Raw genomic sequence first — 15,086 nt, 5'->3', positions numbered from 1 at the left:
TTAATGTCTTCGGACAATAAATGAATACCAAGTCTCTGAGTGAACATACGTAATTCATTACGAAGTTTAATTCATGAGCATCAAACTTAAATTGAAGAGTTTGATCATGGCTCAGATTGAACGCTGGCGGCAGGCCTAACACATGCAAGTCGAACGGTAGCACAGAGAGCTTGCTCTCGGGTGACGAGTGGCGGACGGGTGAGTAATGTCTGGGAAACTGCCTGATGGAGGGGGATAACTACTGGAAACGGTAGCTAATACCGCATAACGTCGCAAGACCAAAGAGGGGGACCTTCGGGCCTCTTGCCATCAGATGTGCCCAGATGGGATTAGCTAGTAGGTGGGGTAACGGCTCACCTAGGCGACGATCCCTAGCTGGTCTGAGAGGATGACCAGCCACACTGGAACTGAGACACGGTCCAGACTCCTACGGGAGGCAGCAGTGGGGAATATTGCACAATGGGCGCAAGCCTGATGCAGCCATGCCGCGTGTATGAAGAAGGCCTTCGGGTTGTAAAGTACTTTCAGCGGGGAGGAAGGTGTTGTGGTTAATAACCGCAGCAATTGACGTTACCCGCAGAAGAAGCACCGGCTAACTCCGTGCCAGCAGCCGCGGTAATACGGAGGGTGCAAGCGTTAATCGGAATTACTGGGCGTAAAGCGCACGCAGGCGGTCTGTCAAGTCGGATGTGAAATCCCCGGGCTCAACCTGGGAACTGCATTCGAAACTGGCAGGCTAGAGTCTTGTAGAGGGGGGTAGAATTCCAGGTGTAGCGGTGAAATGCGTAGAGATCTGGAGGAATACCGGTGGCGAAGGCGGCCCCCTGGACAAAGACTGACGCTCAGGTGCGAAAGCGTGGGGAGCAAACAGGATTAGATACCCTGGTAGTCCACGCCGTAAACGATGTCGACTTGGAGGTTGTGCCCTTGAGGCGTGGCTTCCGGAGCTAACGCGTTAAGTCGACCGCCTGGGGAGTACGGCCGCAAGGTTAAAACTCAAATGAATTGACGGGGGCCCGCACAAGCGGTGGAGCATGTGGTTTAATTCGATGCAACGCGAAGAACCTTACCTACTCTTGACATCCAGAGAACTTTCCAGAGATGGATTGGTGCCTTCGGGAACTCTGAGACAGGTGCTGCATGGCTGTCGTCAGCTCGTGTTGTGAAATGTTGGGTTAAGTCCCGCAACGAGCGCAACCCTTATCCTTTGTTGCCAGCGGTTAGGCCGGGAACTCAAAGGAGACTGCCAGTGATAAACTGGAGGAAGGTGGGGATGACGTCAAGTCATCATGGCCCTTACGAGTAGGGCTACACACGTGCTACAATGGCGCATACAAAGAGAAGCGACCTCGCGAGAGCAAGCGGACCTCATAAAGTGCGTCGTAGTCCGGATTGGAGTCTGCAACTCGACTCCATGAAGTCGGAATCGCTAGTAATCGTAGATCAGAATGCTACGGTGAATACGTTCCCGGGCCTTGTACACACCGCCCGTCACACCATGGGAGTGGGTTGCAAAAGAAGTAGGTAGCTTAACCTTCGGGAGGGCGCTTACCACTTTGTGATTCATGACTGGGGTGAAGTCGTAACAAGGTAACCGTAGGGGAACCTGCGGTTGGATCACCTCCTTACCTTAAAGAACCTGCCTTTGTAGTGCTCACACAGATTGTCTGATGAAAAGTAAATAGCAAGGCGTCTTGCGATTGAGACTTCAGTGTCCCCTTCGTCTAGAGGCCCAGGACACCGCCCTTTCACGGCGGTAACAGGGGTTCGAATCCCCTAGGGGACGCCACTTGCTGGTTCGTGAGTGAAAGTCGCCGACCCCCGTATCTCAAAACTGACTTGCGAGTCATGTTTGAGATATTTGCTCTTTAAAAATCTGGATCAAGCTGAAAATTGAAACGACACACATGTTATGTGTGTTCGAGTCTCTCAAATTTTCGCAAACCGATGATGAATCGAAAGAAACATCTTCGGGTTGTGAGGTTAAGCGACTAAGCGTACACGGTGGATGCCCTGGCAGTCAGAGGCGATGAAGGACGTGCTAATCTGCGAAAAGCGCCGGCGAGGTGATATGAACCTTTGACCCGGCGATGTCCGAATGGGGAAACCCAGTGTGATTCGTCACACTATCGTTAACTGAATACATAGGTTAACGAGGCGAACCGGGGGAACTGAAACATCTAAGTACCCCGAGGAAAAGAAATCAACCGAGATTCCCCCAGTAGCGGCGAGCGAACGGGGAGCAGCCCGGAGTCTGAATCAGCTTGTGTGTTAGTGGAACGGTCTGGAAAGTCCGACGGTACAGGGTGATAGTCCCGTACACGAAAATGCACAGGTTGTGAACTCGAAGAGTAGGGCGGGACACGTGGTATCCTGTCTGAATATGGGGGGACCATCCTCCAAGGCTAAATACTCCTGACTGACCGATAGTGAACCAGTACCGTGAGGGAAAGGCGAAAAGAACCCCGGCGAGGGGAGTGAAAAAGAACCTGAAACCGTGTACGTACAAGCAGTGGGAGCCTACTTGTTAGGTGACTGCGTACCTTTTGTATAATGGGTCAGCGACTTATATTCTGTAGCAAGGTTAACCGAATAGGGGAGCCGAAGGGAAACCGAGTCTTAACTGGGCGTTAAGTTGCAGGGTATAGACCCGAAACCCGGTGATCTAGCCATGGGCAGGTTGAAGGTTGGGTAACACTAACTGGAGGACCGAACCGACTAATGTTGAAAAATTAGCGGATGACCTGTGGCTGGGGGTGAAAGGCCAATCAAACCGGGAGATAGCTGGTTCTCCCCGAAAGCTATTTAGGTAGCGCCTCGTGAACTCATCTTCGGGGTAGAGCACTGTTTCGGCTAGGGGGCCATCCCGGCTTACCAACCCGATGCAAACTACGAATACCGAAGAATGTTATCACGGGAGACACACGGCGGGTGCTAACGTCCGTCGTGAAGAGGGAAACAACCCAGACCGCCAGCTAAGGTCCCAAAGTCATGGTTAAGTGGGAAACGATGTGGGAAGGCACAGACAGCCAGGATGTTGGCTTAGAAGCAGCCATCATTTAAAGAAAGCGTAATAGCTCACTGGTCGAGTCGGCCTGCGCGGAAGATGTAACGGGGCTAAACCATGCACCGAAGCTGCGGCAGCGACGCTTATGCGTTGTTGGGTAGGGGAGCGTTCTGTAAGCCGTTGAAGGTGGCCTGTGAGGGTTGCTGGAGGTATCAGAAGTGCGAATGCTGACATAAGTAACGATAAAGCGGGTGAAAAGCCCGCTCGCCGGAAGACCAAGGGTTCCTGTCCAACGTTAATCGGGGCAGGGTGAGTCGACCCCTAAGGCGAGGCCGAAAGGCGTAGTCGATGGGAAACAGGTTAATATTCCTGTACTTGGTGTTACTGCGAAGGGGGGACGGAGAAGGCTATGTTAGCCGGGCGACGGTTGTCCCGGTTTAAGCATGTAGGCGGAGGTTCCAGGTAAATCCGGTACCTTTTTAACGCTGAGGTGTGATGACGAGGCACTACGGTGCTGAAGTAACAAATGCCCTGCTTCCAGGAAAAGCCTCTAAGCATCAGGTAACACGAAATCGTACCCCAAACCGACACAGGTGGTCAGGTAGAGAATACCAAGGCGCTTGAGAGAACTCGGGTGAAGGAACTAGGCAAAATGGTGCCGTAACTTCGGGAGAAGGCACGCTGATATGTAGGTGAAGCCCCTGCGGGTGGAGCTGAAATCAGTCGAAGATACCAGCTGGCTGCAACTGTTTATTAAAAACACAGCACTGTGCAAACACGAAAGTGGACGTATACGGTGTGACGCCTGCCCGGTGCCGGAAGGTTAATTGATGGGGTTAGCGGTAACGCGAAGCTCTTGATCGAAGCCCCGGTAAACGGCGGCCGTAACTATAACGGTCCTAAGGTAGCGAAATTCCTTGTCGGGTAAGTTCCGACCTGCACGAATGGCGTAATGATGGCCAGGCTGTCTCCACCCGAGACTCAGTGAAATTGAACTCGCTGTGAAGATGCAGTGTACCCGCGGCAAGACGGAAAGACCCCGTGAACCTTTACTATAGCTTGACACTGAACACTGGTCCTTGATGTGTAGGATAGGTGGGAGGCTTTGAAGCGTGGACGCCAGTCTGCGTGGAGCCAACCTTGAAATACCACCCTTTAATGGCTGGTGTTCTAACGTAGACCCGTGATCCGGGTTGCGGACAGTGTCTGGTGGGTAGTTTGACTGGGGCGGTCTCCTCCCAAAGAGTAACGGAGGAGCACGAAGGTTAGCTAATCCTGGTCGGACATCAGGAGGTTAGTGCAATGGCATAAGCTAGCTTGACTGCGAGAGTGACGGCTCGAGCAGGTGCGAAAGCAGGTCATAGTGATCCGGTGGTTCTGAATGGAAGGGCCATCGCTCAACGGATAAAAGGTACTCCGGGGATAACAGGCTGATACCGCCCAAGAGTTCATATCGACGGCGGTGTTTGGCACCTCGATGTCGGCTCATCACATCCTGGGGCTGAAGTAGGTCCCAAGGGTATGGCTGTTCGCCATTTAAAGTGGTACGCGAGCTGGGTTTAGAACGTCGTGAGACAGTTCGGTCCCTATCTGCCGTGGGCGCTGGAGAATTGAGGGGGGCTGCTCCTAGTACGAGAGGACCGGAGTGGACGCATCACTGGTGTTCGGGTTGTCATGCCAATGGCACTGCCCGGTAGCTAAATGCGGAAGAGATAAGTGCTGAAAGCATCTAAGCACGAAACTTGCCCCGAGATGAGTTCTCCCTGAGACTTTAAGTCTCCTGAAGGAACGTTGAAGACGACGACGTTGATAGGTCGGGTGTGTAAGCGCAGCGATGCGTTGAGCTAACCGATACTAATGAACCGTGAGGCTTAACCTTACAACGCCGAAGCTGTTTTGGCGGTGAGAGACGATTTTCAGCTGATACAGATTACAGAATTTGCCTGGCGGCTTTAGCGCGGTGGTCCCACCTGACCCCATGCCGAACTCAGAAGTGAAACGCCGTAGCGCCGATGGTAGTGTGGGGTCTCCCCATGTGAGAGTAGGGAACTGCCAGGCATCAATCAAGAAGAACCCCGTACCGTAAGGTGCGGGGTTTTTTGCTTTGGGTTTTTTTCCCCTGGCCTTTCTCTTAATCTCTTACCCTGCTAATGGAATGTGTGATCCCTGTCTCAATGTTATTTATAACAAAATTATAACATTTCATTTACGAGGTAATTGAGTCTCCTGGCTCAATACACCGCTGTTTATGGCAGGAGCATAATCACAATGACAGAAAGTATTACATCAAACGGGACGCTGGCTAACAGTGATACCCGAAGAAGGGTATGGGCAATCGTCAGCGCCTCTTCCGGGAATCTGGTTGAATGGTTTGACTTCTACGTCTACTCATTCTGTTCACTCTACTTCGCACATATCTTCTTCCCGTCCGGCAACACCACAACACAGCTACTACAAACGGCAGGGGTATTTGCCGCCGGATTCTTAATGCGACCCATTGGGGGCTGGCTGTTTGGGCGTATTGCGGATCGTCGCGGGCGCAAGGCCTCCATGCTGATCTCGGTTTGTATGATGTGCTTTGGATCTCTGGTGATCGCCTGCTTACCAGGGTATGAATCGATCGGGACATGGGCGCCTGCGCTGCTTTTGCTGGCTCGCTTATTCCAGGGACTATCGGTGGGCGGTGAATACGGTACCAGTGCGACCTACATGAGTGAAGTTGCCCTGGAAGGCCGCAAAGGTTTTTACGCCTCATTCCAGTACGTCACACTCATTGGTGGTCAATTGCTGGCGATTCTTGTGGTGGTGATCCTGCAGCAGATCCTGACAGACGAACAACTTCACACATGGGGATGGCGAATTCCTTTCGCACTGGGCGCAGCACTGGCGATTGTCGCACTTTGGTTACGCCGTCAGTTAGATGAAACCTCGCAGAAAGAGGTCAGGACGCTAAAGGAGGCGGGAACATTCAAAGGATTATGGCGAAACCGCAAAGCTTTCCTGATGGTGCTGGGCTTCACTGCGGGCGGCTCTCTCAGTTTTTACACTTTCACCACCTATATGCAAAAGTATCTGGTGAACACCACCGGAATGCACGCAAACGTCGCCAGCGTTGTTATGACAGTGGCACTTTTTGTCTTTATGCTCATACAACCGATTATCGGTGCGCTTTCCGATAAGATTGGTCGCCGTACGTCAATGCTGATCTTTGGTGGGCTGTCAGCGCTGTTTACTGTCCCTATTTTGACAGCCCTTCAGCATGTCTCCTCGCCATATGCCGCATTTGCACTGGTGATGCTGGCGATGGTGATTGTCAGTTTCTACACCTCGATCAGCGGAATACTGAAAGCCGAAATGTTCCCGGCACAGGTACGAGCGCTAGGGGTAGGGCTCTCTTATGCGGTAGCCAATGCGCTGTTTGGCGGATCGGCGGAGTATGTAGCGTTGTCTCTTAAATCATGGGGAAGTGAAACGACATTCTTCTGGTACGTGACGGTAATGGGGGCGCTGGCCTTTATTGTCTCCCTGATGCTGCATCGCAAAGGGAAGGGCATTCGTCTTTAATAATGCGCCATCTGCCAGACGGCATAGCCGGTGGTTGCACCGGCGACGTCCCAGGCGAAATCTTTCCAGCTCCAGCCGCTCCCCGCGGGGCGGCTATCCCACAGTTCTTTTGATGCTCCAAGGCTTACTGAGAACATCAATCCTATCGCTGCGCTCCGGTCCCGGCTGTATCCCTGATGCTGTGCATATTCGTTACCGGCTGCAGACAGCATTGCGGAGGCGAGGAAGTGCTGAGCCTTATCCTGTCCGGACCAGCTATCGTTGGCCATATGGCTGCAGCCACTCAGAAAGAGGACGCTCAGTAGCAGAGAAGTACGCATCAACGGGCTCCATAAAAAAGCCCTGCGGGTGACAGGGCTCTGACATTACAGAATACGGCTGATAAGTCGGTCGATACGGATACGACGTAAACGGCGGATCAACTTACGGACTTTCACCGGATAATCGGCAATGCTCTGTAGTTCGCGGTAATGGTTAACCACCGTAGTATGCGTGCGAATCAACTCCAGCTCACGTTCACGCTGGGCGGCTAACTCATGCTGCGGGTCATGGATGAGAATGGCGTTTTCCAGATCCAGTCTCCAGGCGCGTGGGTTAAGGTTGTTACCGGTCAGCAGCATCCACTCATCGTCGACCCACATTCCTTTCAGGTGGTAACTGTTGTCTTCATCTTTCCACAGACGCACAACCAACTGGTCAGTGTTGACGTAGTACTGTAAACGGCTCAGGAAACGACGCAGGTTAATCTCATAAAGATAAGGCAGCGCACCGATGATTTTGAACGGCTGGTCTTCAGGGATGAAAAAGTCGTTTGCTGTTTTATCGCCGACGATAATTTCCACTTTTTTACCGTCGCGCAGTAGCTGAATGATATTTCGCACCAGCACGGCAGGAAGGTTGAAGTATGGCGTACAGATGGTGAGTTTCTGCTCTGCGCATGGCATCAAATGGAAGATCGTTTTGTTCAGCAGGCTTGATTTGCCGAGCCCTACCAGCGGGGTAACAGATAACTCTTCGTTGTTCGCATCGCCCTGAAAATGGTAGACCGCATCGCGCAACTCCTGGCGGAAAGCGCGAACATCATTTTTGATCTCCGGGCTTTTAGGACGCTCAGGATCGTCAAGGCGATTAACCCCACGACCGTGTACCAGGTTTTTATCAACCCAGTTGAACATGATATCGGCCATCTGTGGATTACGAATCAGGTGGTAGCGGTCGTAGCGATATTTATCGAGCTGATGAAGGTAGACATCATTCAGGCTTGCGCCGCTGTACAGGACGCTGTCATCAATGATGAACCCTTTAAAATGAAGGACACCGAGTGCTTCACGGGTATTAACGGGTACGCCATAAACAGGGACATCGACGCCAGGATTTTCCTGCGCCGTGCGGCAATACCAGTCTGCATTAGTATTGGAAGCGGCTGCGCCGATACGGCCACGCTGAGCGCGATGCCAGTCAACCAGTACGCGAACATCCAGTTCCGGACGCTGACGTTTAGCTTCATAGAGTGCGTTGAGGATCGCACGACCGCCTTCATCTTGTTCAAGATACAGGGCCACAATGCAAATGCGTCGCGTGGCGCTGGCAATCTTTTCCAGAAGCGTTTCCCGAAAATGAGCGGGAGCATAAAAGAACTCTACATCATCAACTGACTGAGAAATCTTCGGTAGTTGAGCAAGGTGTTGTTGATGTTTATTACGCTTAAATTTTGACAACATCACAGTGCGTTTCTTCTCTGTTCATTGAAGGGTTGTCTGTACCATGCAAACAACATAAGCGGACAATGATACCACCAGTCCCGTCCAAAGTGGGTAACATTTCCAGTAGGTTACTCGTGTTTGTCTGCTGATGTCAGGACGAGGGACAAGGCAACAATACCTTCCTCCAGCTGAATATCAACGTCAAATCCGAGTTTTCGCGCCAGGGTCACCATACCGCGATTGTTTGGCATAGTAATGCCATTCAGGCGCAACAATCCGTGATCTCGCGTATAACTGATGAGTTTTTCCAGCAGTCGTCTACCCAGCCCCAGGCCTTTAAGATCGGAGCGCACCAGCACGGCAAACTCCGCATCGACATTATCCGGGTCAGAAATGGCTCGCGTGACGCCGAGGATCTCATCATCATGACCTGCACGACGCACGGCAACAAACGCCATTTCTCGATCGTAGTCGATCTGGGTCATATTGGCTAAATCATCGTGGGTAAATTCGTTGATTTCGCTAAAATAGCGGTAGTAGAGATCTTCTTTTGTAACCTGAGAGATAAAGGCCCGCAGCTGGGGTTCATCTTCCGGCAGAATTGGGCGGAACAGGACGCGTTCCCCGTTTTTCATCTCTACCCACTCCTCCAGATGCAGAGGATATGGACGGATTGCCAGGCGGCTCTCTCTGTCCCCTTCGAAGGGCGCGATATCCAGCGTCACGTCCAGCGCCGTAAACTCATTGCCGGAAGCGAGTAGCGGATGGATATCCAGCCGCTGGATCTCGGCACAATCCACGATCAGATTAGAAACCTGCACCAGGAATTGACTTAACCCGGCAATATCGAGCGGACGCAAGGCACTGCGGCCACGGATCTTTTTGCTTTTAATCGCCTGAATGATCAGATAGCGCGCGAGGTTCATGTTCAGCGGCGGTAAAGCAACGACAGCCTGTTCCTCCGGGTGCCACTCTACGCCACCTTCTCCCAGCATAATAAGCGGGCCGAAGACGGGATCGTGCTCTACCACGACTCGTAGTTCCTGAGCGCCTGCGCGGTTAGCCATGCTTTGTACCAGCAGTCCGTGGATCCGGGCCTGCGGCCAGGCCATCTTAACGCGATCAAAAATGGCATCAGCTGCCTGCTGTACCTCCGTTGCCGTACGCAGATACAGCATGACACCCTGAACATCTGATTTATGCGGTATATCGGGAGAGCGCAGCTTAAGAGCGACCGGATAGCCAATCTGCTCCGCAATATGTACTGCCTCGGCGCTGTCGCTGGCGATCCAGGTTGGCAGGGTTTGCATCCCGTAGCTGCCCAGAATGGGCTGCACTTCATGCGTATCAAGCGATGTCGCGCCCTCTTCAATAGCCTGCAGCAAGAGTCGATGAACGTCGACGGTATTCGCCGTCAGGTTACCAGGTAGCGCCGGGGTTTCGCGTAGCTGCTTCTGATTGCGGCGATATTCCACCATATGCATAAATGCGGTGATAGTCCCTTCCGGCGTACGGTAGGTTGGCAGACCGGCTTCGCTGAACAGACGTCGTGCCTCCTGAGATGAAAACTCACCGCACCAGTTTGTCAGCAGAGTGACATATTTGCCGCGCGGATGGTTGCGTACAGCTTCAATTAACGCGCGCGCACTTTCACTGCCCGGCGCGACTGCGCTGGGGGAGTGGATAATCATCAATGCATCGAAGTCCTGACTATCCAGCAAAATTGAGATAGCCCGAATATAGCGATCGCTGCTGGCGTCATCGCGCAAATCAAGCGGATTGCCGGGCATCACGCTTGTCGGAAGCACCTCTCTGAGGCGTCGAAGTGTCTCTTCACCCAGCGTTGCCAGCTTTCCGTTGCGCAGCCACAGTTCATCCAGCGCAAGCGCAGCAGGGGCCGCACCATTGCTGACAATCATTAACTTCTCGCCACGCAGTGGGCGCATGTGGCTGAGTGTCTCAACGGCGGAAAAAAGCTCGTGCGTATCCTGCACCCGCAGTAACCCCGCGCGTTGGATGGCGGCATCCCAGGCGGGATCCATGCCGGAATGAGACTGCAGGAGACGCTGGGCAGCAGGACTGCGACCGCTTTTGATAACCAGGATCGGCTTATTGCGCGAAGCACTTCGTGAAGCCGATACAAAACGACGGGCGTCGCTCAGATGCTCAAGATAAAGGAGTATCGCGCTGGTTTTGCTGTCACGAGCCAGGAAATCCAGAAGCTCATCAACGTCGATATCCAGGCTGTCGCCCAGGGCAATGAAGTAGGAGAAACCCATTTCGCGCTGTTGCGCCCAGTCGAGGATAGTGTTCGATACTGCAGCCGACTGCGAGATAAACGCCAGTTTGCCTTTGCGGATCGGTACCGGGGAGAAACTGGCATTCAACCCCTGCCAGGGGGCGAGCAGGCCCAGGCTATTCGGGCCAAGGATACGCATCTGGTAGCGGCTGGCGTAGGCGAGCAGTTCGGGTTGCTGTTCAGGTGGAGACGAGAGAATAATGCAGGTTTTACACCCTTTCTTGCCAAGTGCTTCCAGCAGTTCCAGATTGCGTTTCGCATTCGTACACAGCACGGCGAGGTCCGGCACAAAAGGCAGGCTCTGCACATCTGGCCATGCCAGCACCCCCTGAACGGCCTTATAAGCCGGCGTGACGGGCATGACGGGGCCATTAAATCCTCCCGCGAGCAGGTTGCGCATCATCAGATAGCCTGCCCGATCCGGTTTCATGGATGCGCCGATAACGGCAATGGATTTAGGACGTAATAGCGCTTCTAACCCTCGCTGGCTCATGCAAGTCTCCCGTGATTGCAAGCGACCTGATGATTTTAAACGCTTTCTGACTCTGTTGCTGTGATGCTGCCCTTATGAATGGTTTTTCCCGCCAGATAGCGTTCCCGGAAACAAGAGAAATGGTTGCCCAGGGCGCCTGCTGCTGCGGTATCCCCGGCTAAATCCAGCAGCGCGATGGCCACCTCGGCGGTGCAATATTGTCCGTCAGCATGCGCTTCACGCAGGCGATAAGCCGAGACGCGGGAAAGATCGACAGAAATGACCGGCAGCGCGTCAAGGTAAGGGCTTTTGCGAAACATTTTCCGCGCTTCGGTCCATGTGCCGTCCAGCATAATAAACAGCGGTGGCTTACCGGATGGTGGCGCCGAAAGCACCTGACGATTGTCGCCTGCGTAAGAGGCCGGGAAAACGACCATCGGCTGATAGTCCGGGTTTGTCACCAGATCGAGCAGGGCCTGTGGCGGCTCGGTGCGGGACCATTGAAACGCGGCAGTATCCGGCAGAATATCGGCAATCAGCCGCCCTGTATTACTGGGTTTCATCGGCTCGGTATCAAACATGACCAGACAAAAACGGCTTTTAGCCGTACTGGGTGCCAGCGTTTCGCACAGGCAAACTTTAAGCGGAAGCAGGCAGCGCTGGCAGCGACGAATGCGATTGCCACGGGCAAGAAAAGGACGAGTGGCGCGCGCAAGGCGTTCGGCGCGTAACAGGAGGACAGCGTTATCGGTCATGGGCGAAGTGAAGGAAAAACGCCATTTTCGCAGAGGCGGGAGCGGGGCACAAGATGTGCCCCGTGAAAGTTACAGTGATTCGTTTAACCAGCTGTCAAACGGCGCTTTCGGTACTGCGCCATTGAGCATGTCGACGACTTCACCGTTTTTAAAGATCATGATGGTCGGGATGCTGCGAATGCGGAAACGTGCGCTAAGCTCGCGTTCCGCCTCGGTATTCACCTTAACAAAACGCATCTTACCGCTGCGCTCTTCGGCCACGTCTTCAAAGATTGGCGCGAAGCTTCGGCATGGACCGCACCACGGTGCCCAGAAATCGACCACCACCGGGAGATCGTCCTTGAGGAGTTTGTCCAGCGTAGCACCCGTCGCGTTAATGACATCGCCATCAAACAGTTCGTGGCCACAACGTCCGCATTTCGCACCATCGTCAATCCGATCGTCCGGAATGCGATTAAGAGCCTGACAGTTGGCACATACGGTATTCATAACTAACCTCTGATAGAGCCGTGGGACAGCGGCAGAACGCCGATAATGTTTCTAATATGTTACATATTATCAATGAGCCTGTTTGAAACAACAATGCGTTTTATTCAATGAGAACAATAGTCACAGGCTTTTGTACGAAATTATGGCTATGCGCTGGCACATCGGGTAATCTGCGCGCTTCGCGCAGCGCTGGTGGAGAAAAGCATGAACGACGAAATGAAAAATAAAAGCGGCAAGGTCAAAGTGATGTATGTCCGCAGTGATGATGACTCTGATAAACGCACCCAAAATCCGCGTACCGGAAAAGGTGGCGGGCGTCCGGCGTCTTCTCGTGCAGACGGTGGCCGTCGCCCCGCCCGCGATGACAGAAACACCCGCGGTGATGACCGCAAACGTGACGATCGCAAACGCGATGACCGTCCGCGTTCCGACCGCCCACGCAGTGACCGTCCACGCGACGATCGTCCGCGTGATGACTTCTCGCGTGACAACGCCTCCCCGTGGCGCACCGTTTCTCGCGCCCCGGGCGATGAGACGCCAGAGAAAGCCGATCACGGCGGTATCAGCGGCAAAAGCTTTATCGATCCGGAAGTGCTGCGCCGTCAGCGTGCGGAAGAGACCCGCGTGTATGGCGAGAACGCCTGCCAGGCGCTGTTCCAGAGCCGCCCTGAGTGTATCGTCCGCGCCTGGTTTATCCAGAGCGTGACCCCGCGCTTTAAAGAAGCACTGCGCTGGATGGCCGCGAATCGTAAAGCCTACCACGTGGTGGATGATGCCGAGCTGACCAAAGCGTCCGGTACCGAGCACCACGGCGGCGTCTGCTTCCTGATCAAAAAACGTAACGGCACCACCGTGCAGCAGTGGGTCAGCCAGGCGGATGCCGATGACTGCGTGCTGGCCCTGGAAGATGTAGGCAACCCGCACAACCTGGGCGCGATGATGCGCAGCTGCGCACACTTTGGCGTGAAGGGTGTGCTGTTACAGGATGCCGCACTGCTGGAATCTGGTGCCGCGATCCGCACAGCAGAAGGCGGAGCGGAGCATGTGCAGCCGATCACCGGCGACAGCGTGCTGGACGCCCTTGAGCAGTTCCGTAAAGCGGGTTATTCCATCGTGACCACGTCGAGCCATGCTGGTACGCCGCTGTTTAAAGCGACGCTGCCGCGTAAAATGGTGCTGGTATTAGGTCAGGAACGTGACGGTCTGTCTGACGCGGCGCTTTCCAGTGCTGATCTGAGCGTCTCTATCGACGGGACAGGTAATGTAGAAAGTTTGAACGTGTCCGTTGCGACCGGCGTACTGCTGGCGGAATGGTGGCGTCAGAATAAGGCATAAGCCTCTCAATGTGCCGGGTCTGACCCGGCACATTCAAATCCTACTCGCTCTCTGCCGGTAACACTGGCATCCAGTCAATTGGCGTTTCGCCACGTTTTTCCAGCCATTCATTCGCCAGAACAAAGTGATTACTGCCGAAGAAACCGCGATGTGCCGACAGCGGAGACGGGTGCGGCGCTTTTAAAACGTGATGGCGCTGACGGTCGATAATCGCCCCTTTCTTCTGCGCGTGAGAACCCCACAGTAAAAACACCACGCCTTCACGATGTTCGTTGATCAGGCTAATAACCTTATCGGTAAAGGTTTCCCAGCCCAGGCTGGCGTGAGAATGTGCCTGACCCGCCCTTACAGTGAGTACCGTATTTAACAGCAGCACACCCTGATGCGCCCAGCTTTCCAGGTAACCGTGGGTGGGGCGGGTGAAGCCAGGAACGGTTCCCTCAAGCTCTTTATACATATTGAGCAGAGAAGGGGGGATAGCCACGCCCGGACGGACGGAGAACGCCAGCCCGTGTGCCTGACCCGGGCCGTGATACGGATCCTGGCCAAGAATGACCACCTTCACATCGCTCAGCTCAGTGTAACGAAAGGCGTTGAACACATCTTTCTGCGGCGGATAAATCGTCTGCCCGGACTGACGTTCAGCTGCAACGGTGCTGAGTGTATTGATAAAATAGGGTTGTTGTTTTTCTTCTGCCAGCACATCGTGCCATGTCAACGGTGTGGTCATCTCGCTCTCCTGCGAATCTCATTCTGTGTCTAGCTTACCTGTTAAACGCCAGTGAGCAAAATGACGCGCTGAAACGTGCGCTAAGTAACTAAATTTATTTTTAAAAGATACACAACCAGTTGAATTGGTAAGGTGCTGAAATTGATCTAAAACAATAAATTCAAACCACACTCTTTATGTGGTTGGTGTTTTTGTTGATTTAAATCAATAAATCGCCGGGGTGCGAGTGATATATATACACACAAGAAACAATGGTTTTACCAATTGGCCGTGTGAGGCCGACACCAGTTAATGTAGCCTAAGGGAGGCAACACATGATTACAGGTATCCAGATTACTAAAGCTGCAAATGACGATCTGCTCAATTCTTTCTGGCTGCTGGACAGCGAGAAAAACGAAGCACGCTGCGTGGTTGCAAAAGCCGGTTTTACTGAAGATGAGATCGTGCCAGTGAGCAAACTGGGCGAAATCGAATATCGTGAAATCCCAATGGAAGTGAAACCGGAAGTGCGCGTGGAAGGCGGTCAGCACCTGAACGTTAACGTTCTGCGTCGTGAAACGCTGATGGATGCCGTTGAGCACCCTGAAAAGTACCCACAGCTGACTATTCGCGTGTCTGGCTATGCGGTTCGTTTTAACTCACTGACCCCAGAGCAGCAGCGCGACGTTATCGCGCGTACCTTTACTGAAAGCCTGTAAGGTTCCAGTTTCGGGGGTGAATAAAAAAGCCGGG

The 15,086-nt window shown here is 53.4% G+C and carries 9 protein-coding genes, 1 tRNA gene and 3 rRNA genes; 7 read left to right on the top strand and 6 right to left on the bottom strand.

The window, feature by feature from the left end; genetic code table 11:
* Positions 1-88 precede the first annotated feature (88 nt).
* From BFV64_RS17045 to BFV64_RS17025, 5 genes are all read left to right on the top strand, one after another.
* Positions 89-1,628, top strand: a 16S ribosomal RNA gene (locus BFV64_RS17045).
* 85 nt (positions 1,629-1,713) lie between these two features.
* Positions 1,714-1,789: transfer RNA gene (locus tag BFV64_RS17040), tRNA-Glu, on the top strand.
* 192 nt (positions 1,790-1,981) lie between these two features.
* Positions 1,982-4,886, top strand: a 23S ribosomal RNA gene (locus BFV64_RS17035).
* 63 nt (positions 4,887-4,949) lie between these two features.
* Positions 4,950-5,065, top strand: a 5S ribosomal RNA gene (gene rrf / locus BFV64_RS17030).
* Together the 16S, 23S and 5S rRNA genes with 1 tRNA gene alongside form the textbook arrangement of a ribosomal RNA operon.
* 210 nt (positions 5,066-5,275) lie before the next feature.
* Positions 5,276-6,571 carry an MFS transporter gene (locus BFV64_RS17025; RefSeq protein WP_069602303.1) on the top strand — a complete coding sequence of 432 codons (1,296 nt, stop codon included), beginning with the start codon at positions 5,276-5,278 and terminating at the stop codon, positions 6,569-6,571.
* On the opposite strand, the gene BFV64_RS17020 is transcribed toward BFV64_RS17025, so the two are convergent.
* The 5 genes from BFV64_RS17020 to trxC all read right to left on the bottom strand — a co-directional run bounded on the left by BFV64_RS17020 (position 6,568) and on the right by trxC (position 12,289).
* Positions 6,568-6,891, bottom strand: a complete 324-nt coding sequence (locus BFV64_RS17020; protein ID WP_014884860.1) for a YfiM family lipoprotein — start codon at positions 6,889-6,891, stop codon at positions 6,568-6,570. The genes BFV64_RS17025 and BFV64_RS17020 overlap by 4 nt on opposite strands.
* A gap of 45 nt (positions 6,892-6,936) precedes the next feature.
* Positions 6,937-8,292, bottom strand: coding sequence for a CDP-diacylglycerol--serine O-phosphatidyltransferase (pssA, locus tag BFV64_RS17015; RefSeq protein WP_023331103.1), 1,356 nt, complete (start codon positions 8,290-8,292; stop codon positions 6,937-6,939).
* A gap of 110 nt (positions 8,293-8,402) precedes the next feature.
* A complete protein-coding gene (locus tag BFV64_RS17010) occupies positions 8,403-11,066 on the bottom strand; it encodes a bifunctional acetate--CoA ligase family protein/GNAT family N-acetyltransferase (protein WP_069602302.1) in 2,664 nt (887 codons plus the stop codon).
* Between the two features lie 35 nt (positions 11,067-11,101).
* Positions 11,102-11,800 carry a tRNA-uridine aminocarboxypropyltransferase gene (tapT, locus tag BFV64_RS17005; RefSeq protein ID WP_045135188.1) on the bottom strand — a complete coding sequence of 233 codons (699 nt, stop codon included), beginning with the start codon at positions 11,798-11,800 and terminating at the stop codon, positions 11,102-11,104.
* Positions 11,801-11,869: 69 nt separating this feature from the next.
* Positions 11,870-12,289 carry a thioredoxin TrxC gene (gene trxC / locus BFV64_RS17000; protein WP_014884856.1) on the bottom strand — a complete coding sequence of 140 codons (420 nt, stop codon included), beginning with the start codon at positions 12,287-12,289 and terminating at the stop codon, positions 11,870-11,872.
* A gap of 204 nt (positions 12,290-12,493) precedes the next feature.
* Here trxC and BFV64_RS16995 point away from each other — a divergent pair, with 204 nt between their 5' ends.
* Complete coding sequence (locus BFV64_RS16995) at positions 12,494-13,624, top strand: tRNA/rRNA methyltransferase (RefSeq protein WP_014884855.1); 1,131 nt, start codon at positions 12,494-12,496, stop codon at positions 13,622-13,624.
* Positions 13,625-13,664: 40 nt separating this feature from the next.
* On the opposite strand, the gene ung is transcribed toward BFV64_RS16995, so the two are convergent.
* Positions 13,665-14,354, bottom strand: coding sequence for a uracil-DNA glycosylase (ung, locus tag BFV64_RS16990; protein WP_014884854.1), 690 nt, complete (start codon positions 14,352-14,354; stop codon positions 13,665-13,667).
* Positions 14,355-14,668: 314 nt separating this feature from the next.
* On the opposite strand from ung, the gene grcA reads away from it, so the two are divergent.
* Positions 14,669-15,052 (top strand): autonomous glycyl radical cofactor GrcA, encoded by a 384-nt coding sequence (grcA, locus tag BFV64_RS16985; RefSeq protein ID WP_014884853.1) that lies wholly within the window; start codon positions 14,669-14,671, stop codon positions 15,050-15,052.
* The last annotated feature ends 34 nt before the right edge of the window (positions 15,053-15,086 follow it).

Origin of the sequence: Enterobacter kobei (assembly GCF_001729765.1) — a bacterium.
Classification (GTDB): Bacteria; Pseudomonadota; Gammaproteobacteria; order Enterobacterales; family Enterobacteriaceae; genus Enterobacter; species Enterobacter kobei.
The sequence above is the reverse complement of the archived record's forward strand: the minus strand, read 5'-3'. Positions and strand labels throughout refer to the sequence as shown.

Coding starts and splice junctions, on each gene's coding strand:
- ung (WP_014884854.1), bottom strand. CDS start 14,354: ATGACCACACCGTTGACATGGCACGATGTGCTGGCAGAAGAAAAACAA.
- BFV64_RS17010 (WP_069602302.1), bottom strand. CDS start 11,066: ATGAGCCAGCGAGGGTTAGAAGCGCTATTACGTCCTAAATCCATTGCC.
- pssA (WP_023331103.1), bottom strand. CDS start 8,292: ATGTTGTCAAAATTTAAGCGTAATAAACATCAACAACACCTTGCTCAA.
- BFV64_RS16995 (WP_014884855.1), top strand. CDS start 12,494: ATGAACGACGAAATGAAAAATAAAAGCGGCAAGGTCAAAGTGATGTAT.
- grcA (WP_014884853.1), top strand. CDS start 14,669: ATGATTACAGGTATCCAGATTACTAAAGCTGCAAATGACGATCTGCTC.
- BFV64_RS17025 (WP_069602303.1), top strand. CDS start 5,276: ATGACAGAAAGTATTACATCAAACGGGACGCTGGCTAACAGTGATACC.
- tapT (WP_045135188.1), bottom strand. CDS start 11,800: ATGACCGATAACGCTGTCCTCCTGTTACGCGCCGAACGCCTTGCGCGC.
- trxC (WP_014884856.1), bottom strand. CDS start 12,289: ATGAATACCGTATGTGCCAACTGTCAGGCTCTTAATCGCATTCCGGAC.
- BFV64_RS17020 (WP_014884860.1), bottom strand. CDS start 6,891: ATGCGTACTTCTCTGCTACTGAGCGTCCTCTTTCTGAGTGGCTGCAGC.